Below are 21,091 nucleotides of genomic sequence, written 5' to 3'. Positions count from 1 at the left end.
TGGGAGCACACACGCATGGTGATCTACTTCGTCCGGCGGCTGGCCATCCTCGCGGTATCGCTGTTCGCCGCGTCCATCCTCGTCTTCACGATGCTGGCGCTGCTGCCGGGCGACCAGGCGCAGGCGATGCTCGGCGTCAACGCGACCCCGGAGGCGCTGGAGGCGCTGCGGGAGCAGTTCGGGACGAACCGGCCGTTCACCGAGCGGTACCTCGAATGGGCCGGCGGCCTGATCCGCGGTGACTTCGGCATCTCGCCGCTCAGCGGGGTGTCGGTCGGCTCGGAGATCGCCGACAAGCTCGGCGTGACGGTGCCGCTCATCCTGGCCGGGATGACGCTGGCGCTGCTCATCGCCGTACCGCTGGGCATCCTCGCCGCGGTGAAGAGCCGTACCGCGATCGGGACGGCGCTGTCCGCGCTGAGCCAGGTCGGCATCGCCGTTCCGTCGTTCTGGCTGGGCATCCTGCTCATCACCGTGTTCGCGGTGAAGTTGCAGTGGCTGCCCGCCGGCGGGTTCACCGGGTGGGACGACGTCGGCGGCGCCGTGCGGGCCCTGCTGATGCCGGCGCTGGTCCTCGGCGTGGCCCAGGGCGCGATCCTGATGCGCTACGTCCGGTCCGCGGTGGTCGAGGTCATGCAGGAGGACTTCATCCAGACCGCGCGGGCCAAGGGGCTGAGCCGCTCGCAGGCGCTGACCCGGCACGCGCTGCGCAACGCGGCCATCCCGGTCATCACGGTGCTCGGTCTGCAGCTCGCGACGCTGCTCATCGGCACCGTCGTGATCGAGAACGTCTTCGGCCTGCCCGGTCTCGGCCGGATGCTGCTGCAGGACGTGGGCAACCGCGACCTGCTGAAGGTGCAGGGCACCGTGATGGTGCTGACCGCCGCGGTGCTTCTGATCAACTTCGTCGTCGACGTGGTGTACCACGCGGTCGACCCCAGGCTGAGGAGCAAGGCATGACATCAGTCGCCGACGCCCCACCGGACGCCACCGCCGACGTCGTCGCGGCCGGCCCGGTCAAGCCGCGCCGCCGCTGGAACCTCACGCTGGTGATCGGCGCCGGCCTGGTGGGCCTGGTCGTCCTCACCGCGCTGGTGTCGTTCCTCTGGACGCCGTACGACCCCACCCGGGTCGACCCGTCGCAGACGCTGCTGTCCCCGGGTGGGGACCACTGGCTCGGCACCGACCACTTCGGCCGGGACATCGTGAGTCAGCTCCTCGTCGGCGCGCGGACCACACTGTTCGTCGGTGTGGTCGCCGTCGCGATCGCCGCCGCTGTCGGCGTACCGCTGGGTCTGCTCGCCGCCACCGGGCACCGCTGGCTCAGCGAGCCGGTGATGCGGGCGCTGGACATCGTGTTCGCGTTCCCGGCCATCCTGCTGGCGATCATCCTGGCCGCAGGCTTCGGCGCCTCCACGCTCACCGGCATGATCGCCATCGGCGTCGCGAACGTCCCGGTGTTCGGCCGCCTCACCCGGGCTGGCGCGATGCAGGTGCTGCAGAGCGACTTCGTGCTGGCCGCGCGCAGCTACGGCCGCCGGGGTGTGGTGCTCATGGTCCGGTACGTGCTGCCGAACATCGCGGCCCTGCTCATCGTGCAGGCGTCGGTGTCGTTCGCGCACGCGGTGCTCGCCGAGGCGGCGCTGTCGTACCTCGGGTACGGCACCCCGCCACCGACCCCCACCTGGGGCCGGATGCTCCAGGAGGCCCAGAACTACTTCGTCGTGCAGCCGATGCTCGCCGTCTGGCCCGGTCTGGCCATCGCCCTGTCGGTGCTCGGCTTCAACCTCATGGGCGACGGGCTGCGCGACGCCCTCGACCCGCGGCTGAGAGGACGGTGAGCGGCGTGAGCGGGCTCGTGGTGGAGGACCTCGTCGTCAAGGTCCACGACATCCAGGCCGTCAAGGGCGTCTCGTTCGAGATCGGGCGGGGCCGGCGGATGGGGCTCATCGGCGAGTCCGGCTGCGGCAAGTCCCTGACCGCGCTCGCGCTGATGGGCCTGCTGCCCCACGGCGTGACCGCGTCCGGCCGGGTGCTGCTGAACGGCCGGAACCTGCTCGACCTCTCCGACAAGCAGATGTGCGCGGTCCGCGGCAACGACATCGCCATGGTGTTCCAGGAGCCGATGACGGCGCTCAACCCGCTGATGCGGGTCGGCAACCAGGTCGCCGAGTCGCTGCGGCTGCACAAGGGGATGAGCCGCGCGGCGGCCTCCGCCCGGGCCGTCGAACTGCTCGAACGGGTCCAGCTGCCCGAGCCGGACCGGACCGCGCGCAAGTACCCGCACCAGCTCTCCGGCGGTCAGCGGCAGCGCGTCGTGCTCGCCATCGCGCTGGCGTGCGACCCGGCCGTGCTGGTCGCGGACGAGCCCACCACCGCGCTGGACGTCACGGTGCAGGCGGAGATGCTGCGGCTGATGGACACGCTGGTGCGCGAGGAGGGCGCGTCGCTGCTGCTCATCACGCACGACCTGCCCGTCGTCGCCAGCATCTGCGAGGAACTGCTCGTCATGTACGGCGGCTCGATCGTCGAGCACGGCGACGTGGCGACGGTGTTCGACTCGCCCCGGCACCCGTACACGGCGGGCCTGCGGGCGTCCACGGTGCTGGAGAGCACCGACGGGAGCGGCCGGCTGTCCACCATCCCGGGCCGCGTCCCGTCGCTCGGGTCGTTCCCCACCGGCTGCGTGTACCGCAACCGCTGCCCGCGCGCCGACGACGTCTGCGGCACGGTACCGCTGCTGACGGCGCCGCCCGGCAGCACCCAGCGGGCGGCCTGCCACCACCCGATCGAGAGCGACCAGCCCCTAGGAAGCGGGAAGGCCAGCGCATGACCACCACCCCGTTGCTGGAAGCCGTCGACGTGGTGCGCGAGTACCGCGCCCCGCGGCGGTCGCTGCGTACGCCGGGCCGGCCGATCCGCGCGCTCGACGGCGTGAGCGTGCAGGTCCACGAGGGCGAGGCGTTCGGCATCGTGGGGGAGAGCGGCTCCGGCAAGTCCACGCTGTCGCGCATCCTCATGGCCCTCGACCAGCCGACGTCCGGCACCGCGTTCTACAACGGGCAGCGGATCAGCGGCGTACCGGAGCGGCGGCTCGGATTCCTGCGCCGTGACGTGCAGATGGTGCTCCAGGACCCGATGTCGTCGCTGAACCCGCGCATGCGCGTCGCGGACATCATCGCGGAGCCGATGCGCGCGCTGCGCCTGCCCGGCGACCACCGGGCCCGCGTCGCCGAGCTGATGCACTCGGTGGGTCTGCCCGAGGAGGCGGTGACCCGCTACCCGCACCAGTTCTCCGGCGGCCAGCGGCAGCGCATCGCCATCGCCCGCGCCCTCGCGGCCGGGCCGAAGGTCATCGTCGGCGACGAGCCGGTCAGCGCGCTCGACGTCTCGGTGCGCGCGCAGATCCTCAACCTGCTCACCGACCTGGCCGAGCAGTTCAAGCTGACCCTGATCCTGGTCTCCCACGACCTGTCCGTCGTCCGGTACCTCTGCGACCGGATCGCGGTGATGAACCAGGGCCGGATCGTCGAGACGGGTGACACCGAATCGATCTACTCCGACCCCCGGCACCCCTACACCCAGAGGCTGCTGTCCGCGGTGCCCACCCTGAGCGGCGACCTCCTGGACCGATTCAACAGGAGCAGCACATGAGGTTGGTTGACCGCGTCGCCGTCGTCACCGGAGGCGCCAGCGGCATCGGACTGGCCACCGTCGGCCGGCTCGTCGAGGAGGGCGCGCGCGTGGTCATCGCCGACCTCGACGGCGACCGCGCCGCCGAGGCCGCCGCCGGCTTCGGGTCCGCCGTGGTCGGCGTGGCCTGCGACGTCACCCGGGCCGCCGACTGCCGCGCCGCCGTCGAGACCGCCGTCGAGCGGTTCGGCCGGCTCGACCTCATGCACGCCAACGCCGGTACGCCGTTCACCGGCCCGCTCGACGAGGTGGACCAGGCGACGCTGGACCGCGTGGTCGACGTCAACCTCAAGGGTGCGTTCTGGACCGCGCAGGCCGCCGCGCCCGCGCTGATCGAGGCCGGTGGCGGCGCGATCGTGTTCACCGCGTCGCTTCAGGCCGTCATCGCCCGCCCCCGGTACGCGCCGTACACCGCCGCCAAGCACGGCGTCATCGGCCTGATGAAGGCGCTGGCGCTGGAACTCGCGCCGCACGGCGTCCGGGTCAACGCGATCGCCCCGGCGGCGACCGAGACGCCGATGCTCTCGGCGTTCCTGGGCGGGATGGGTGACGTGCCGGACAGCGCGCGGGAGAACTTCCGCGCGTCGATCCCGCTGGGCCGCATGGCGACGCCGCGCGACTCGGCCGACGCGGTGGTGTTCCTCGCCAGCGACGAGGCGCGGATGGTGACGGGCCACACGCTCGTCCTCGACGGCGGCACGACGGCCGGCTGAGGCGTCCCGTGACCAGTTCGCTGGCGGACCCTCCGTACGAGGGGACCATCGGGCGCACCTACCACGAGTCGACGGAGCACTGGAGCGCACCGCAGCCGGCCGCCCCGGGCACCCCGAACGTGGTGTACGTGCTGCTGGACGACGTCGGGTTCGCCGACTTCGGCTGCTTCGGCGCCGAGATCGACACCCCGACGATCGACCGGCTGGCCGCGTCCGGGCTGCGGTACACCAACTTCCACACCTCGCCGCTGTGCTCGCCGACCCGGGCCAGCGTGCTCACCGGCCGCAACCACCACAGCGTCGGCATGCGCATGCTGTCCAACTTCGACAGCGGCTTTCCCAGCGGTCGGGGGCGGATCACCCACGCCGCCGCCACAGTCGCGGAGATGCTCGGCGACGCCGGGTTCAACACCATGGCGGTCGGCAAGTGGCACGTCGCGCCGCTGGAGCACACCACGCCGTCCGGCCCGTACGACCAGTGGCCGCTGGGCCGTGGCTTCGAGCGGTACTACGGTTTCCTGGAGGCCGAGACCGACAACTTCTATCCGGAACTGGTGTACGACAACCACCAGGTGGATCCGCCGGCCACCCCGGAGGAGGGCTACCACCTCACCGAGGACCTGACCGACCGGGCCATCGGGTTCGTCCGGGACCAGACCTCGTTCACCCCGGAGAAGCCGTTCTTCCTCTACCTGGCGTACGCCGCCGCGCACGCGCCGCACCAGGCCCCGCCGGAGTACCTGGCGAAGTACCGGGGCCGCTACGACGCCGGCTGGGACGTCATCCGCGCGGACCGGCACCGGCGGCAGATCGGGCTCGGCATCGTCCCGCCGGACGCGCCGCTGCCACCGCACAACCCGGGCGTCGTGCCGTGGGACGACGTGCCGCCGGAGCAGCGGCGCCTGTTCGCCCGCATGCAGGAGGCGTACGCGGCGATGGTCGACCACACCGACGCCCAGCTCGGGCGCCTGGTCGACTTCCTGGAGCGGATCGGCCGGCTCGACAACACGATCTTCGTGGTCATGTCGGACAACGGGGCGAGCCCCGAGGGCACGCCCCTCGGCACGCTCAACCCCACCGCCTTCCAGAACCGGGTGCCGGAGAACCTCCAGGACAGCCTGGCCCGGATCGACGAGATCGGCGGCCCGCGCGCGCAGAGCAACTATCCGCTGGGGTGGGCCCAGGTCAGCAACACCCCGTTCCGCCGCTACAAGCAGCACACCCACGAGGGCGGGGTCCGGGTGCCGTTCGTGCTGAGCTGGCCGGCCGGTGACGTACCCGGCGGGCAGGTGCGGACGCAGTTCCAGCACAGCATCGACGTCACCGCGACGGTGCTGGACCTCGTCGGGGTCCAGCCGCCCGCGGTGCGCCGGGGCGTCCCGCAGATGCCGCTGCACGGTCGCAGCTTCCGCGACGGGCTGCGCGACCCGGCGGCGCCGCCATCGCGGGACCGCCAGTACTTCGAGATGTTCGGCCATCGCGGCATCTACCACCAGGGCTGGAAGGCGGTCGCGTTCCACGAGCGGGGCACCTCGTGGGACGAGGACCGCTGGGAGCTGTACCGGATCGACGAGGACCCGACCGAGAGCCGCGACCTGGCCGCCGAGTATCCGGAGGTGCTGCGGCGCCTCATCGAGGAGTTCTGGATCGAGGCGGCCCGCTACGACGTGCTGCCGCTGGACGACAGGGGATTCGCGATCCGGGCCCGGGTGCCGCGACCCGGATCGGTACGGGACCGGCTGGACTTCACCTACCTGGCCGGCGTACCGACGATCTCCGGCGCGGCGGTGCCGCCGACGATGAACCGCTCGCACGCCATCACCGCGCGGGTGCACCGCACCGACGCCACCCAGGGCGGCGTGATCGTGGTGCTCGGCAACGTCAGCGGCGGCTACGTGCTGCACATCAAGGACAACCACCTGGTGTACGAGTACAACCACCTCGGCACCCACTACGTGCTGCGGTCGGAGGGCGAACTGCCGCTGGGCCCGGTGGAGCTGACCTTCGAGCTGACGAAGACCGCCGACTGCCAGGGCACCGGCCGCCTGTACGTGGACGGCGAGGCGGCGGGCGAGGCGCTGTTCCCGCGCCTGCTGCCGTTCTTCCACGGCTTCGCGGGCATGGACGTCGGGCGCAGCATCCACTCGCCGGTGTCGCCGAGCTACCCGGCCCGGCACGAGTTCTCCGGCGAGCTGGAGTACGTGCGGTTTCGGCTCGCCGCGTCCGAGGAGGTCGGCGAACCGATCGCGCCGGCGGGCGGCGTCGCGCCGCGGCCGTCCGTCGGCGTCGGGTTCGAGGTGGTGGACTGACGCGCGCCCCGCGTACGGCGACGGCGCGCGGACGGACCTCGTCGTCCGTCCGCGCGCCGTCCGCCTGTCGGGGCCTCAGCGCAGGGCCAGGCCCCACAGCGGGTCCTCCAGGAACCGCCCGACGTGGGCGAGCACCCGGCTGCCCAGTTCCCCGTCCACCAGCCGGTGGTCGAACGACAGCGACAACTGCACCGTCCACCGGGGAACGACCTGCTCGTCGACCACCCACGGCATCCGGCGCAGCGCGCCGAGGCAGAGGATCGCCGCCTCACCGGGGTTGAGGATCGGGGTGCCGGCGTCCACCCCGAACACGCCGATGTTGGTGATGGTGATCGTGCCGCCGGACAGGTCGGCGGGACGGGTACGGCCCTCCCGCGCGGTGCCCGCCAGCTCGTTCAGGGCGACCGCGAGGTCCCGTACCGGAAGGTTCTGCGCGGCCTTGACGTTCGGCACCAGCAGGCCGCGCGGTGTCGCGGCGGCGATGCCCAGGTTGACGTCGGCGAACCGGACGATCTCCTGGTTCCCCTCGTCCCACCGGGCGTTGACGTCCGGGTACCGGCGGACCGCGTCCAGCACCGCCAGCGACGCCACGAGCAGCGGGCTGACCTTCACCCCCTGGAACGCCGGATCCTGCCTCAGCCGGTCCACGAACTCGACGGTGCCGGTCATGTCGACGGTGAGGAACTCGGTGACGTGCGGCGCGGTGAACGCGCTGGCGACCATCGCGGCGGCGGTCGCCTTGCGTACCCCGCGCACGGGCAGGCGCTCGTCCCGCCGCTGGTCGGCCACCGGCGCCGGGCCGGTGGTGTGGTCGAGCAGGTCCTGGCGCGTGATCCGGCCGCCGGGGCCGCTGCCGCGCACGTCCGCCAGCGCCACGCCGAGGTCCTTGGCGAGCTTGCGCAGCGGCGGCTTGGTGAGCACCGGCGGCCGGGACGTGTGCGCCGGGCGGCCCGGCTCGGCCGGGCGGACGGACGGCGTCGCGCGGCGTGGCCGGCGGGTCCGCGCCTGGGCGGACACCCCGTAGCCCACGAGCACCGCGGTACGTTCCACGGCCGGCTCGTCGGCGGCCTGCGGCGCGGCGGCCGGCGCGGCATCCGGGGCGTCCGAGTCACCACCGGTCCGGATCGCGATGATCGCGGCGCCGACCTCGACGGTCTGTCCCTCCTCGGCGAGCAGGCGGTCCACCACTCCGGCGTACGGGCTGGGCAGCTCGACCACGGCCTTGGCGGTCTCGATGTCCACGATGACGTCGTTGAGGCGGACCGGATCGCCCGGGGCGACCCGCCAGGTGACGATCTCGGCCTCGGTGAGGCCCTCGCCGACGTCGGGCAGACGGAACTGCTGAACGCTCACGGGTACCTCTCCCTTCACGCGGCCAGGACGCGGTCGACGGCGTCGAGGATCCGGTCCAGGTCGGGCAGGTACTCCTCCTCGACCTTGGCCGGCGGGTACGGCAGGTTGAAGCCGCCGACCCGCTCGACCGGCGCCTCCAGCGAGTAGAAGCACCGGCTCGTGACCTGCGCGACGACCTCGGCGCCGAACCCGGCGAACGTGGGGGCCTCGTGGACCACCACCGCCCGGCCGGTACGGCGCACGGACTCCTCGATGGTCGCCACGTCCAGCGGGGAGATGGACCGCAGGTCGATCACCTCGATGTCGCGGCCCTCCTGAGCGGCGGCCTCGGCGGCGGCGACGCAGGTGGCGACGGTGCCGCCGTACGTCAGCAGGGTCACGTCGGTGCCCGGCCGCACGGTCCGGGCGCGGTCCAGCGGCAGCGGCGGTCCGGCGGTTGTCACCTCGCCCTTGACCCAGTAGCGGCGCTTCGGCTCGTAGAAGATGACCGGGTCGTCACCGGCGACGGCCTGGCGGATCATCCAGTGCGCGTCGTCCGGGCTGGCGCAGTAGACGACCCGCAGCCCGGCGGTGTGCGCGAAGTACGCCTCGTTCGACTCGCTGTGGTGCTCCACCGCGCCGATGCCGCCGCCCACGGGGATCCGCACGACCACGGGCAGGCCGGTACGGCCGCCGGTGCGCGCCCGCATCTTGGCGAGCTGGGAGACGATCTGGTTGAACGCGGGGTAGACGAAGCCGTCGAACTGGATCTCGCAGACCGGGCGGTAGCCGCGCAGCGCCAGCCCGATGGCGGTGCCGATGATCCCGGACTCGGCGAGGGTGGTGTCCACCACCCGGGCTTCGCCGAAGTCCTTCTGGAGACCGTCGGTGACCCGGAAGACGCCGCCGAGCCGGCCGACGTCCTCGCCCATCAGGAGGACCTTGTCGTCGTCCTCCATGGCGCGGCGCAGGCCGGAGTTCAGTGCCTGACAGAGGGTGAGCATGAACGAGTTCTCCGATCGCAGGCGGGCGTCAGTCGAGGAAGGAGGCGCGGTAGGCGACGAACGTGTCGCGCTCCTCCCGCAGGAGCGGGGGCACGTCGGCCAGCACCGTGGCGAAGGCGTCCGCGAGGTCCGGCGCCGTCAGGGCCAGGCACTCCCGGCGGGTCCGGTCGGCCAGTTCGTCCGCCTCGGCCTGGATCTCGCCGAGGAACGCCTCGTCGCTCCAGCCCTCGGCGCGCATGAGCGCCTCGACCCGGGCCAGCGGATCCCGCGCCCGCCAGGCTTCCAGCTCGTCGTCGGTGCGGTACCGGGTCGGGTCGTCCGACGTGCTGTGCCCGCCCATCCGGTACGTGGTGGCCTCGACGATCGCGGGGCCGGCGCCGGACCGGGCGTGCGCGGTCACCGCGGACGTCACCGCGTACACCGCCAGCACGTCGTTGCCGTCGACCCACTCGCTGCGCAGGCCGAACCCGGCGCCGCGCCGGTGGATCGGGGTACGCGTCTGCGACGCGGTCGGCGTGGAGATGGCCCACTGGTTGTTCTGGCAGAAGAACACCATCGGCGCGGCGTTGACGGCGGCGATGTTCATCGCCTCGCTCGCGTCGCCCTCGCTGGCGGCGCCGTCACCGAAGTACGTCACGACGACCGTGTCGCTGCCGTCGCGCTGCACCCCGAGGGCGTACCCGGTGGCGTGCAGCAACTGGGCGGCCAGGACCAGCGTGTAGATGTGGAACGAGTACGGCTCCGGGTCCCAGCCGCTGTGCGCGACACCGCGCCACTGACGCAGCAGGTCGGCCGGGCCGATGCCGCGCCACAGCGCCGCGGCGTGCTCCCGGTAGCTCGGGAAGACGTAGTCGTCGGCGCGTACCGCCGCGACCGAGCCGACCTGGGCGGCCTCCTGGCCGCGGCACTGCAGCCACAGGCCCAGCTCGCCCTGTCGCTGCAACGCGAACGCCTCGTCGTCGAGGCGGCGCGCGAGCCGCATCCCCCGGTACAGGTCACGGGTGAGGCGGCCGAGGGCGTCGCGGTCGGCGTCGACCTCGGGGTGCAGGCGCCCGTCCGGGGTGACGAGCTGGGTCCAGCCCTCTGAGGTACGCGGAAGGCCGGTGGTGCCGGTGAAGGGGTTGGTGACCGGTGGGTCGGCGAGATCTACGGTAGTCATTCGTCACCTTCTGGGTGCGTCGGTCTCCGCGTCACCGGGGTCGCCGGCCGTCTCGCGGATCTCTCGGATACGGGACCGCCCGCCGGGGTGGACCCGGCGGGCGGTGGTGGGCAGTGCCTCAGACCGTGTGGCGGTCGGCGAGTGTCAGCGCCTCGTCGAGGATCGCCAGGCCCGCCTTGGCCTCCGTCTCCGACACGGTGCACGGCGGCACCACGTGGATCCGGTTGAAGTTCGCGAACGCGACCAGGCCGCCGCGCTTGCACGCGGCCAGCACCTCGTTCATCTCCGGCGACGACGACCCGTACGGCGCCAGCGGCTCCCTCGTCCCGCGGTCGCGTACCAGTTCCAGCGCCCAGAACACGCCGAGCCCACGCACGTCACCGACGCTCGGGTGCCGGTCGGCGAGTTCGCGCAGCCCCGGGCCCAGCACGTCGGCGCCGATCGTGGCGGCGTTCTCGACGATCCGCTCGTCCCGCATCACGTTGATGGTTGCGACGGCGGCGGCGGTGGCAAGCGGGTGACCGGAGTAGGTCAGGCCGCCGGGGTAGGCGCGGGTGGCGAACGTCTCGGCGACATGGTCGGCGATCACCACACCGCCGAGCGGGACGTAACCGGAGTTCACGCCCTTGGCGAAGGTGATCAGGTCCGGCGCCACGCCGTAGTGGTCCAGCGCGAACCAGGCGCCGGTACGCCCGAAGCCCGCCATCACCTCGTCGGCGATGTAGAGGATGCCGTGCCTGTCGCACAGCTCCCGTACGCCCGCGAGGAAGCCCGGCGGCGGCGGCATGATGCCGGCGGTGCCCGGCACCGTCTCCAGCACGATCGCCGCGATGGTGGACGGGCCCTCCATCTCCACGACGCGTTCGAGGTGGCGCAGCGCGAGCGTGCACTCCTCCTCCTCGGTGGTGGCGCCGAACTCCGACCGGTAGAGGAACGGGCCGAAGAAGTGCACCACCCCGGCGGTGCCGTTGTCGCTGGGCCAGCGGCGCGGGTCGCCGGTCAGGTTCACCGCGGTCTGGGTGCCGCCGTGGTAGCTGCGGTACTGCGACAGCACCTTCGGCCGGCCGGTGTGCAGCCGGGCCATCCGGACGGCGTGCTCGATCGCGTCCGCGCCGCCGTTGGTGAAGAACACCTTGGAAAGGCCCGCCGGGGTCAGCTCGGTGATCAGCCGGGCCGCCTCGCCGCGAACGTCGTTGGCGTACGACGGCGCGATCGTGCACAGACGGGCCGCCTGCTCCTGGATCGCCGCGACCACCACCGGGTGCTGGTGGCCGATGTTGGTGTTGACGAGCTGCGACGAGAAGTCCAGGTAGCGGTTCCCGTCGCCGTCCCAGAAGTACGAGCCCTCGGCGCGCTCGACCACCATCGGGTCGAGCAGCGACTGGGCGGACCAGGAGTGGAAGACGTGCGCGCGGTCGAGTTCGTAGGTGCGTCGTGCGCTGCTGCTCATCGGCGTTCTCTCTCCGCTGCTCAGACGTTCTCGGGGAAGCCGAGGTTGATGCCGCCGTGGCTGGGGTCGAGCCACCGGGAGGTGACGACCTTGCCGCGGGTGAAGAAGTGCACGCCCTCGGCGCCGTGGGCGTGCGAGTCGCCGAAGAGGCTGTCCTTCCAGCCGCCGAAGGAGTAGTAGGCCATCGGCACCGGGATCGGCACGTTGACGCCGACCATGCCGACCTCGACCTCGTTCTGGAAGCGCCGGGCCGCGCCGCCGTCGTTTGTGAAGATCGCAGTGCCGTTGCCGTACCGGTTGGCGTTCACCAGCGCGAGCGCCTCGTCGTAGCTGCCGACGCGCACCACCGAGAGCACCGGCCCGAAGATCTCGTCGGTGTAGACGCTCATCTCGGGCGACACCCGGTCCAGCAGGCTCGGCCCGAGCCAGAACCCGGACTCGTCGCCGTCGACCCGCACCTCGCGGCCGTCCACCACCAGCTCGGCGCCGGCCTCGACACCCGCGTCGAGGTACGACGCGACGCGGTCGCGGTGCTCCTTGGTGACCAGCGGACCCATGTCGCAGGAGCGCCGCCCGTCACCGACCTTCAGCGTGGCGATGCGCTCGCGGATCCGGGCCACCAGGTCGTCGGCGACGGGCTCGACGACCACCAGGGCCGAGATGGCCATGCACCGCTCGCCGGCCGAGCCGAACCCGGCGTTGACGGCCGCGTCGGCGGCCAGGTCGAGGTCGGCGTCCGGCAGCACCACCATGTGGTTCTTGGCGCCGCCGAGGGCCTGGACGCGCTTGCCGTTGCGGGTGCCGGTCTCGTACACGTACCGGGCGATCGGCGTGGAGCCGACGAACGACACCGCCTTGACCTCGGGGTGCTCCAGCAGCCGGTCCACAGCGACCTTGTCGCCGTGCACGACGTTGAACACGCCGGCGGGCAGGCCGGCCTGCTCCCACAGCCGGGCCACGAGCAGCGACGCCGACGGGTCCTTCTCGCTGGGCTTGAGCACGACCGTGTTGCCCGCCGCGATGGCGATGGGCACGAACCACATCGGGACCATCACCGGGAAGTTGAACGGCGAGATGACGGCGCAGACGCCGACCGGCTGCCGGATGGAGTAGACGTCCACGTTCGTGGACACGCCCTCGGAGTAGCCGCCCTTGAGCAGGTGCGGGATGCCGCAGGCGAACTCGACGACCTCCAGGCCGCGGGTGACCTCGCCGAGGGCGTCGGAGACGACCTTGCCGTGCTCGGCCGTGATCAGCTCGGCCAGCTCCTGCTTGTGCTGGTTGACCAGCTCCCGGAACGCGAACAGCACCTGGGTGCGCCTGGTCAGCGACGAGTTCCGCCAGGAGGCGAATGCGGCGGCGGCGGAGGCGACGGCCTGGTCCACCTCGTCGACCGAGGCCAGCGGCACCTCCGTCCGGACCGCGCCCAGCGCCGGATCGTAGACTGGGGCCGTACGCTCGGTGACGCCGGCGAACGGCTTGCCGTCGATCCAGTGGGTCACCCGCTCCAGCGGGACGGGAGCGGGCGCGGTGCCGGGTGCTGTCTGGGTCATGCCCGGGATCATCTGCGCTTCCCCAGGTCCGGGCAATGGGCACTGTGTCGTTCCCGTCCACGGGAAGCGCACATACTGTGCGCCGGAGGAGAGGGGGAGGCGCTCCGATGCCGATGACGGTCCGTGACGTGCTCGAACTGCCGGCCCTGCAGCAGGCCGGTCCGCGCGTCCTGGCGGGCCGGGACCGGCTGGACGCGCCGGTGCGCTGGGTGCACGTCGCCGAGATCCCCGAGATCGCCGACCTGCTCCGCGGTGGCGAGCTGGTCCTGACCACGGGCATCGGCCTGCCCCCCGACGACGACGGGCTGCGCCGGTGGATCGACGGCCTGGCGGCCGTCGGGGTGGCGGGCGTGGTGGTCGAGCTGGGCCGCCGGTTCGGCGGCACGCTGCCGGCCGGGCTGGTCGAGCACGCCCGCAGCCGGAACCTGCCCCTGATCGCGCTCCGCCGCGAGATGCGGTTCGTCGCCGTGACCGAGGTCGTCCACTCGGTGATCGTCGAGGAGCAGACGGCGGACCTGCTCGCGAAGGACGAGATCCACCGCATCTTCACCGAGCTGTCGGTGGAGGGCGCCGAGCCCCGCCAGGTGCTCCGCGAGGTCACCCGCCTGTCCCGGCGTCCCGCGGTGCTGGAGAACCTCGCCCACCAGGTGCTGGCGTACGAGACCGGTCCGCTGACCGCCGAGGAGCTGCTCGACCGCTGGGAGACCCGCTCCCGCGCGGTCGAGGTCCCGTCCGGCACCGGCTACGAGCCGCGCTCGGGCTGGCTGGTGACGAGCGTCGAGGCGCGCGGCAACCGGTGGGGGCGGCTCGTGCTGCTGTGCGACCAGGAGCCACCGGCTCGGACCCGGGTGCTGCTGGAACGCGCCGCGTCCACCATCGCGCTGAACCAGCTTGTCGCCCGGGACTCGTCGTCGGTCGAGCGGCAGGCGCGCAGCAGCCTGCTGCTGAGCATCGTCACCCACTCGGCGCCCACCCGGGACGTGGCACTGCGGGCACGCGGACTCGGTGTCGTCCTGGAACAGCGCCGGCTGCTCGGCGTCGTGGTCCGGCGGCGCCGGCCGGCCCCGGGCACCGGCGCCGACGGGAACGCGAACCGGCGGGCACTGCTCGACGCGGTGGAGACGGCGGTACGCGAGTGCGGGCTCGCCGCGCTCGCCGGCGACGTGGACGAGGCGGCAGGCGGCACCGGCGTCACCCTCCTCGTCGCGCTCGACGAGACCGGCTCCGACGAGGCCGCGCTGGGGAGCTTGTCCGCCGCGCTCACCCGGGCGGGCCACCGGGCGGGCGCGGACGTCGTGGTCGCCGCCGGGTCGGTGGTCCGGACGCTCGACCTGGCCCGGCGCTCACTGGTGGAGGCGGCGCAGGTGGCCGACGCGACAGTGCACACCGCCGAGCCGCGCCCGTTCTACCGGCTGCACGACGTCCGCCTCCGGGGCCTGCTGTACCTGCTGCGCGACGACGTGCGCCTGCAGACGTTCGTCGAGCGCGAGCTGGGCCCGCTGCTCTCGTACGACCAGCGCCACGGCACGAACCACGTCGCGCTGCTGGAGACGTACCTGGTGGAGGGGCGCAACAAGCGGCGCGCGGCGGACGCGATGTCGCTGTCGCGGTCGGCGCTCTACCAGCGGCTGGAGCTGATCGAGCGGGTGCTCGGCGTCGACCTGGATTCGAGTGAGCGGCGCCTGTCGCTACACGTGGCGCTCACCGCCCGGGACGTCATGCGCGCCGGTGGCCCGGAGTCCACCGGCTGACCCGTCACCTGTGGGTGCCGCGGCCCGACCGGAGGCGCCGGACGCCGTCGCGGGTCGGCGCGCTGTGCACGCTGACGCTGACCACAGGTACGGCGTTCGCGACGCTCTTGCGGACCGTCTCCAGCGGCGCCGTGCCGGGGGTGCACTCGACGATCATCACCGCGGACCGGTCGGGGCACTGCACGTACTGGACGTGTGAGACGGCGACCCGGCGGGAGTGCAGCACGGACAGCACCTTGAGCAGGCCGGTCGTGGAGTGGCCGACGCCGAGGTGGATCACCATCGTGCTCGGCGTGCCGTGCTCGGCGGCGGGCTCGTCGTACGGGCGGCCGGGGGCGGGCCGGGGATGGTCGACGGTTGCGGGGGTGGATGCGGACACGCTCACGGGGGCCTCACTAGGACGAGCCGACAGGATCGCTTGGCCGGCGACGCACGCGGAGGCGTACGCCGCCTAGGTAATCAGCCGGGTCGTGATTCGATTGCCCACGGCGGGAGTGTGGCACGGGAACCCGGCTGCCGGGAGGCTGCGCCGGGCAGTCGTCCGCCACGTGAGACAGCGCCCTGACCTGCGGATCGACGGTGATGGGTCGCCTCGGTGGGGCCGATCGCCGGGTTACCGGCCGGTACGCGAGCCCTTAAGGATCGTTCAGGATCTCGCTCTACACTCGGAACCGGGACGACGACTTGAGAAGGAGCTCCGCGCATGGACGCTGACGAGATCGCCGCCGGTCGGGCCCGCTGGCAGGCCCGCTACGACGCCGCCCGCAAGCGCGACGCGGACTTCACCACGCTGTCCGGAATGCCGGTCGAGCCGGTGTACGGCCCGCCGGAGGACACCGCGTACCCCGGGTTCGAGCGGATCGGCTGGCCGGGCGAGTTCCCGTACACCAGGGGTCTGTATCCGACCGGCTACCGCGGGCGGACCTGGACCATCAGGCAGTTCGCCGGCTTCGGCAACGCCCGGCAGACGAACGAGCGCTACAAGATGATCCTCGGCGCGGGCGGTGGCGGTCTCTCCGTGGCCTTCGACATGCCGACGCTGATGGGCCGCGACTCGGACGACCCGCAGTCCCTCGGCGAGGTCGGCCACTGTGGTGTCGCTGTGGACTCGGCCGCCGACATGGAGGTGCTGTTCGACGGCATCGACCTGGCCGGCGTGACCACCTCGATGACCATCTCCGGCCCGGCCGTTCCGGTCTTCTGCATGTACCTGGTCGCCGCCGAACGGCAGGGCGCCGATCTGTCCACGCTGGACGGGACACTCCAGACGGACATCTTCAAGGAGTACATCGCGCAGAAGGAGTGGCTGTTCGACCCCGAGCCGCACCTGCGCCTCATCGGCGACCTGATGGAGTACTGCGCCCGGGAGATCCCCCGGTACAAGCCGCTGTCCGTCTCCGGCTACCACATCCGCGAGGCCGGCTCGACCGCCGCGCAGGAGCTGGCGTACACGCTGGCCGACGGCTTCGGGTACGTCGAGCTGGGCCTGTCGCGCGGGCTGGACGTGAACACGTTCGCCCCCGGCCTGAGCTTCTTCTTCGACTCGCATGTGGACTTCTTCGAGGAGATCGCGAAGTTCCGCGCCGCCCGCCGGATCTGGGCCCGCTGGCTGCGTGACGTGTACGGCGCCACCAGCGAGAAGGCCCAGTGGCTGCGGTTCCACACGCAGACCGCCGGGGTGTCGCTGACCGCGCAGCAGCCGGTCAACAACGTGGTGCGTACCGCCGTGGAGGCCCTGGCCGCGGTGCTCGGCGGCACCAACTCGCTGCACACCAACGCCCTCGACGAGACGCTCGCCCTGCCCACCGACGAGTCGGCCGAGATCGCCCTGCGGACCCAGCAGGTGCTGATGGAGGAGACCGGGGTGACGAACGTGGCCGACCCGCTCGGCGGCTCCTGGTACGTCGAGGCGCTCACCGACCGGATCGAGGCCGAGGCGGAGGAGATCTTCGCCCGGATCAAGCAGCTCGGCGGCGAGGGCCCGCACACCATCGGCCCGATGACCTCCGGCATTCTGCGCGGCATCGAGGACGGCTGGTTCACCGGGCACATCGCCGAGTCGGCGTTCGTCTACCAGCAGGCGCTGGAGAAGGGCGACAAGCGGATCGTCGGCGTCAACTGCCACACCGGCACCGTCGCCAAGGACCTGGAGATCCTGCGCATCTCGCACGAGGTGGAGCTGGAGCAGCGCCGGGTGCTGACCGAGCGCAAGTCGGCCCGCGACGACGCCGCCGTCACCGCCGCCGTCAAGCGGATGGTCGAGGTCTCCCGGACCGGCGAGAACATGATCCCCGCCATGCTCGACGCGGTCCGCGCCGAGGCCACCCTCGGCGAGATCTGCGACGCCCTCCGCACCGAGTGGGGCGTCTACCGAGAGCCCGCCCGCTTCTGACCCCCTCGCCCCACCCTCACCCCGTCGACGCTTCTATAAGTGGGCCGGTTCCGGGAGGTTGGTATCGGTAGGGTTCGACGTTGGTGATCTATGAGTGACTCATGCAAGATCTGGCCGCCGTCAGTTGGTGTGCCGTGGCGTCGACGTGTCCTCGTGGATTGCCGGCGTCGGCCCGGCCCACCTTGTTGGCCTGATCAGAAGCCTGTCCGCGGAGGGTGTGCAGCCCGTGTCGCGTGACTCATCACAGATGTGCCGCTGGGTGATCGTCTCCCGGGCCGACGCCGTCCGAACGTCGTCCCGTGCAAGGGAGAACCGTCCGTGTTTCCTATCCTGGCAGAACGTCTGGCCGAGCGTGTCGACGCGGTCATCGGTGTGGATACCCATACCGATACGCACACCGCCGTGGTGCTCACTGTGGTCGGGACCGTGCTGGCGGAGATCACCGTGCCGGCCACCAACGACGGCGCCGCTGTGCTGCTGGCCTGGGCCGGCCGGCAGACGACCGGGCTGGGAACGGGCCGGCGGGCCTGGGCCCTGGACGGCGCTCGTTGTCACGGTGTCGGTCTGCTGCGCGTCCTGCGTGCCGCGGGTGAGGACGTCCTGGAAGCACCTAAACCCGCTGCGGGGCGCTGCCGTCGAGGCGGCAAGTCCGATGCGCTGGACGCCGTGCACGCCGCTCGTGGCGTGCTGGCCGCCGACCACGTCGCCTCACCCCGCGCCGACGGCGACCGGGAAGCCCTGCGCCTGCTGCACGTCTGCCGCCGTCACTACAGCGACACCCGCACCGCCACCATCAACTTGTTCAAATCGGTGATCCTCACCGCCGACGACGACCTACGCGCACAGATGCGAGGACTGAGCACCCTGCGGCAGGTCCAGCACGCCACCACCCTCACCACCACGAGCAACGGCAGCGGTCTCGACCGGGTGCGCCGCACTCACCTGGCAGCCCTCGCCGAGCAGATCCAGACCCTCGACCAACTCCTGAAAGCCAACCTCACCGAGATCCGCACCCTGGTCGACAAACTCTGCCCCACCCTGCTCGACCAACCCGGCATCGGCCCCGTCACCGCCGCGATCGCGCTGACCGCCTGGTCACACCCCGGCCGGTTCCGCAACGAAGCCGCCTTCGCCTCACTCGCCGGCGTCAGCCCCGTCCCCGCCAGCTCCGGCCGCATCACCCGCCACCGCCTCAACCGAGGCGGCGACCGCACCCTCAACGCCGCCCTGCACACCATCGCCAAAACCCGCCAACGATGCCACCAGCCCACCAAGGACTACATCAACCGCCGCACCACCGAAGGCCGCACCCCAGCCGAGATCACCCGCAGCCTCAAACGCTACATAGCCCGCCAAATCTGGCGCACCCTCGAAGCCACCACTTGACACCAACCTTCACAGATCTTGCACTTCGAGCCCCGCGACTGCGGCATTCGTCGCATTTGCCGGGGCGGAAAGTGCAAGATCGCGGGGAGGTGGGGGTGCGGGGGCGGCGCGGGGGCTGAGCAGGGGTGAGAGTGGCGACGTGGGCGTTGCGGGTGGTCGGAGATCCCCGGGGTACGTGCGAGACTAGACAACCATGAGCGACCCACGGATCACCTCGTCGATCTTCACCCGCGGCGCGGTCGACCTCAGCGCGCTGCGCACCCCCGCACCGGCCGACACCTCCTCCGCCACACCGTCCCAGGGCACCGGCCCGACCGGGCTGCCGGGCAGCCCCGCAGGCTCCGCCGCCGTGATCGACGTGACCGAGGCGAACATCCAGTCCGAGGTGCTCGAACGCTCGCTCACCACACCGGTAGTGGTCTTCTTCGGTGCCGCCGGCTACCCGGAGAGCGACCAGTTCGCCCCGGTGCTGGAGCGGCTGGCCGCCGAGGGCGGGGGAGCGTGGCTGCTGGCCCGGGTCGACGTGCAGCAGCAGCCGCGGCTCGCGCAGATGTTCCAGCTCCAGACGCTGCCCACCACGTACGCCATCGTCGGCGGCCGCCCGATCGACGCCTTCCCCGGCCCGGTCCCGGAGGCGCAGTTGCGACAGTGGCTCCAGGCGGTCCTCAAGGCCGGTGGCGTCACAGTCGCCGAGCCGGAGGATCCGCGCCTCGACGCCGCCGACGACGCGCTGATGAGCGGTGACCTCGACGCGGCCGAGGCGGCGTACCGGAAGATCCTCGCCGAGACCCCGGCCGACGCGGCGGCGGAGGCGGGCCTGGCGCAGGTCGGGCTGGCCCGCCGGGTGGCAGGCGCCGACCCGCAGGGCGCGCTCGACGCCGCTGCCGCGGCCCCCGACGACGTCGACGCCCAGCTGCTCGCCGCCGACATCGAGGTGCTCAGCGGCCTCGCCGACGAGGCGTACAAGCGGCTGGTCGGCCTGGTCCGGCGTACCGCGGGCGACGACCGGGACCGGGTACGCCAGCACCTGCTCGGCCTGTTCACCATCGCCGGCCCGGACGACCCCGCCGTGGCGTCCGCCCGACGCGCCCTGGCCAGCGCACTGTTCTGAGTCAACCCGCGCGGGCCGGCGCACCGCCGGCCCGCCCGACCACCGAGGACGGGAGCCCATGATGCGCCGGATCGCCGTCCTCGACGCGCCGACCAACCTCGGACTGCGCCCGCCCACGGCCAGTTCCGTCCCCGGCTGCGGCAAGGCGCCTGGCGCGCTGCGCGACCACGGCCTGCTCGCGCGGCTGCGGGCCCGCGACGCCGGCTGCCTCACCCCGCCGCGGTACGACCCGGGCGACTGGCGGCCCGGCGACGGTGTCTGCCACGCGCCGGAGATCTCCGCGTACTCGGTGGTGCTCGCCGACCGGATCGGCGCGATCATCGACCGGGGTGAGTTCCCGCTGGTGCTCGGCGGCGACTGCTCGGTGCTGCTCGGCTCGGCGCTGGCCATGCACCGCCTCGGCGAGGCGGTCGGCGGGCGGATCGGGTTGGTCTTCGTCGACGGCCACTCCGACTTCCGGCACCCCGGCAACGCCTCCTACGTCGGCGCCGCCGCCGGGGAGGATCTCGCCCTGGTCACCGGCCGGGGACAGCCCGACCTGGCCGCGATCGAGGGCCGCCGGCCGTACTTCCGGGACATCGACGTGGTGGTGCTCGGCATCCGCGCGCAGGACGAGTACCGGCTCGACCTCCAGGCCGCCGGCATCACCACCCGGCCGGTGCCGGCGCTGCGCGCCGAGGGCGCCGCCCGGACCGCCCAGTGGGCGCACGAGCAGCTCGTCGACTGCGCCGGCTACTGGGTGCACATCGACGTGGACGTGCTCGACCCGGCGGTGATGCCCGCCGTGGACGCGCCCGACCCGGGCGGCATCGCCTTCGCCGAGCTGGAGATCCTGCTCGCCGGGCTGGTCGACACCCCGCACTGCCTCGGCGTCGAGCTGACCGTCTTCGACCCCGACTACGACCCGGACGGGGCCTACGCGGCCGAGATCGTGAACACGGTGGTCGCCGGGCTCGCCCCTGTCGTTGCGCCGGGCGCCGTGCCGCCCCGGCTGCTGCCGACCGGACCCGTCGCACCGGCGCCCCGCGTCGCCGACAACCGGCCGGAGCCCGAGCCGCTGCCCGCCCCGGCGGCCGTACCGGCGCCGGCGGTCGCGGTGGAACCGATCGGGCCCGATCCGACCGCCGGCGACGACCTCGGTGACGACCCGCTCGGGCCCGGCCTGCTGCGCCGCGCCTCCGCCGGAGACGAGCCGGACCCGGCGCGCTCCGGCATCGACATCGCCTGACCGGTACGCC

Annotated in this window: 17 protein-coding genes; 11 read left to right on the top strand and 6 right to left on the bottom strand. The window is 72.4% G+C overall.

Features of this window, described 5'->3' with window-relative positions; all coding sequences use genetic code 11:
• Window positions 1-15: 15 nt before the first annotated feature.
• From CLT75_RS18610 to CLT75_RS18585, 6 genes are read left to right on the top strand one after another with little or no spacing between them, the layout of a single operon-like run.
• On the top strand, window positions 16-960 hold the full coding sequence (locus tag CLT75_RS18610; RefSeq protein WP_135241763.1) for an ABC transporter permease: 945 nt from the start codon (window positions 16-18) through the stop codon (window positions 958-960).
• Window positions 957-1,841 (top strand): ABC transporter permease, encoded by an 885-nt coding sequence (locus CLT75_RS18605; protein WP_013288207.1) that lies wholly within the window; start codon window positions 957-959, stop codon window positions 1,839-1,841. Before CLT75_RS18610 ends, CLT75_RS18605 begins: the two co-directional genes overlap by 4 nt.
• A 5-nt stretch (window positions 1,842-1,846) precedes the next feature.
• Window positions 1,847-2,833, top strand: coding sequence for an ABC transporter ATP-binding protein (locus CLT75_RS18600; RefSeq protein WP_227457480.1), 987 nt, complete (start codon window positions 1,847-1,849; stop codon window positions 2,831-2,833).
• A complete protein-coding gene (locus CLT75_RS18595; protein ID WP_135241762.1) occupies window positions 2,830-3,654 on the top strand; it encodes an ATP-binding cassette domain-containing protein in 825 nt (274 codons plus the stop codon). The genes CLT75_RS18600 and CLT75_RS18595 overlap by 4 nt, the downstream gene beginning before the upstream one ends.
• Window positions 3,651-4,406 carry an SDR family NAD(P)-dependent oxidoreductase gene (locus CLT75_RS18590; RefSeq protein WP_013475388.1) on the top strand — a complete coding sequence of 252 codons (756 nt, stop codon included), beginning with the start codon at window positions 3,651-3,653 and terminating at the stop codon, window positions 4,404-4,406. The genes CLT75_RS18595 and CLT75_RS18590 overlap by 4 nt, the downstream gene beginning before the upstream one ends.
• A gap of 8 nt (window positions 4,407-4,414) precedes the next feature.
• The gene (locus CLT75_RS18585; RefSeq protein ID WP_135241761.1) at window positions 4,415-6,715 is read left to right on the top strand and encodes an arylsulfatase; all 2,301 of its coding nucleotides are present in this window, start codon (window positions 4,415-4,417) and stop codon (window positions 6,713-6,715) included.
• Window positions 6,716-6,790: 75 nt separating this feature from the next.
• Here CLT75_RS18585 and CLT75_RS18580 read toward each other — a convergent pair whose 3' ends face one another.
• The 5 genes from CLT75_RS18580 to CLT75_RS18560 form a co-directional block, all read right to left on the bottom strand.
• A complete protein-coding gene (locus tag CLT75_RS18580; protein ID WP_135241760.1) occupies window positions 6,791-8,068 on the bottom strand; it encodes a dihydrolipoamide acetyltransferase family protein in 1,278 nt (425 codons plus the stop codon).
• 14 nt (window positions 8,069-8,082) lie between these two features.
• Window positions 8,083-9,051, bottom strand: a complete 969-nt coding sequence (locus CLT75_RS18575; RefSeq protein ID WP_123110079.1) for an alpha-ketoacid dehydrogenase subunit beta — start codon at window positions 9,049-9,051, stop codon at window positions 8,083-8,085.
• Window positions 9,052-9,079: 28 nt separating this feature from the next.
• On the bottom strand, window positions 9,080-10,210 hold the full coding sequence (locus CLT75_RS18570; RefSeq protein WP_135241759.1) for a thiamine pyrophosphate-dependent enzyme: 1,131 nt from the start codon (window positions 10,208-10,210) through the stop codon (window positions 9,080-9,082).
• Window positions 10,211-10,328: 118 nt separating this feature from the next.
• The gene (locus tag CLT75_RS18565; protein WP_135241758.1) at window positions 10,329-11,660 is read right to left on the bottom strand and encodes an aspartate aminotransferase family protein; all 1,332 of its coding nucleotides are present in this window, start codon (window positions 11,658-11,660) and stop codon (window positions 10,329-10,331) included.
• A 20-nt stretch (window positions 11,661-11,680) separates the two neighbouring features.
• Entirely contained in the window at window positions 11,681-13,213 is a 1,533-nt protein-coding gene (locus CLT75_RS18560) for a CoA-acylating methylmalonate-semialdehyde dehydrogenase (RefSeq protein WP_135241757.1), read from the bottom strand.
• A 107-nt stretch (window positions 13,214-13,320) separates the two neighbouring features.
• Between CLT75_RS18560 and CLT75_RS18555 the strand changes: the two genes are divergently transcribed.
• Window positions 13,321-14,964, top strand: a complete 1,644-nt coding sequence (locus tag CLT75_RS18555) for a PucR family transcriptional regulator ligand-binding domain-containing protein (RefSeq protein WP_135241756.1) — start codon at window positions 13,321-13,323, stop codon at window positions 14,962-14,964.
• Window positions 14,965-14,968: 4 nt separating this feature from the next.
• On the opposite strand, the gene CLT75_RS18550 is transcribed toward CLT75_RS18555, so the two are convergent.
• Complete coding sequence (locus CLT75_RS18550; RefSeq protein WP_135241755.1) at window positions 14,969-15,349, bottom strand: hypothetical protein; 381 nt, start codon at window positions 15,347-15,349, stop codon at window positions 14,969-14,971.
• Window positions 15,350-15,667: 318 nt separating this feature from the next.
• On the opposite strand from CLT75_RS18550, the gene icmA reads away from it, so the two are divergent.
• From icmA to CLT75_RS18530, 4 genes are all read left to right on the top strand, one after another.
• A complete protein-coding gene (icmA, locus tag CLT75_RS18545) occupies window positions 15,668-17,356 on the top strand; it encodes a coenzyme B12-dependent isobutyryl-CoA mutase large subunit (RefSeq protein WP_135241754.1) in 1,689 nt (562 codons plus the stop codon).
• Between the two features lie 249 nt (window positions 17,357-17,605).
• Window positions 17,606-18,742 carry an IS110 family RNA-guided transposase gene (locus tag CLT75_RS18540; RefSeq protein WP_486485217.1) on the top strand — a complete coding sequence of 379 codons (1,137 nt, stop codon included), beginning with the start codon at window positions 17,606-17,608 and terminating at the stop codon, window positions 18,740-18,742.
• 193 nt (window positions 18,743-18,935) lie between these two features.
• A complete protein-coding gene (locus CLT75_RS18535; RefSeq protein WP_135241753.1) occupies window positions 18,936-19,853 on the top strand; it encodes a tetratricopeptide repeat protein in 918 nt (305 codons plus the stop codon).
• 58 nt (window positions 19,854-19,911) lie between these two features.
• Window positions 19,912-21,081 carry an arginase family protein gene (locus CLT75_RS18530; RefSeq protein WP_135241752.1) on the top strand — a complete coding sequence of 390 codons (1,170 nt, stop codon included), beginning with the start codon at window positions 19,912-19,914 and terminating at the stop codon, window positions 21,079-21,081.
• The last annotated feature ends 10 nt before the right edge of the window (window positions 21,082-21,091 follow it).

It is taken from the genome of Micromonospora sp. CNZ285 (assembly GCF_004637285.1).
The sequence above is the reverse complement of the archived record's forward strand: the minus strand, read 5'-3'. Positions and strand labels throughout refer to the sequence as shown.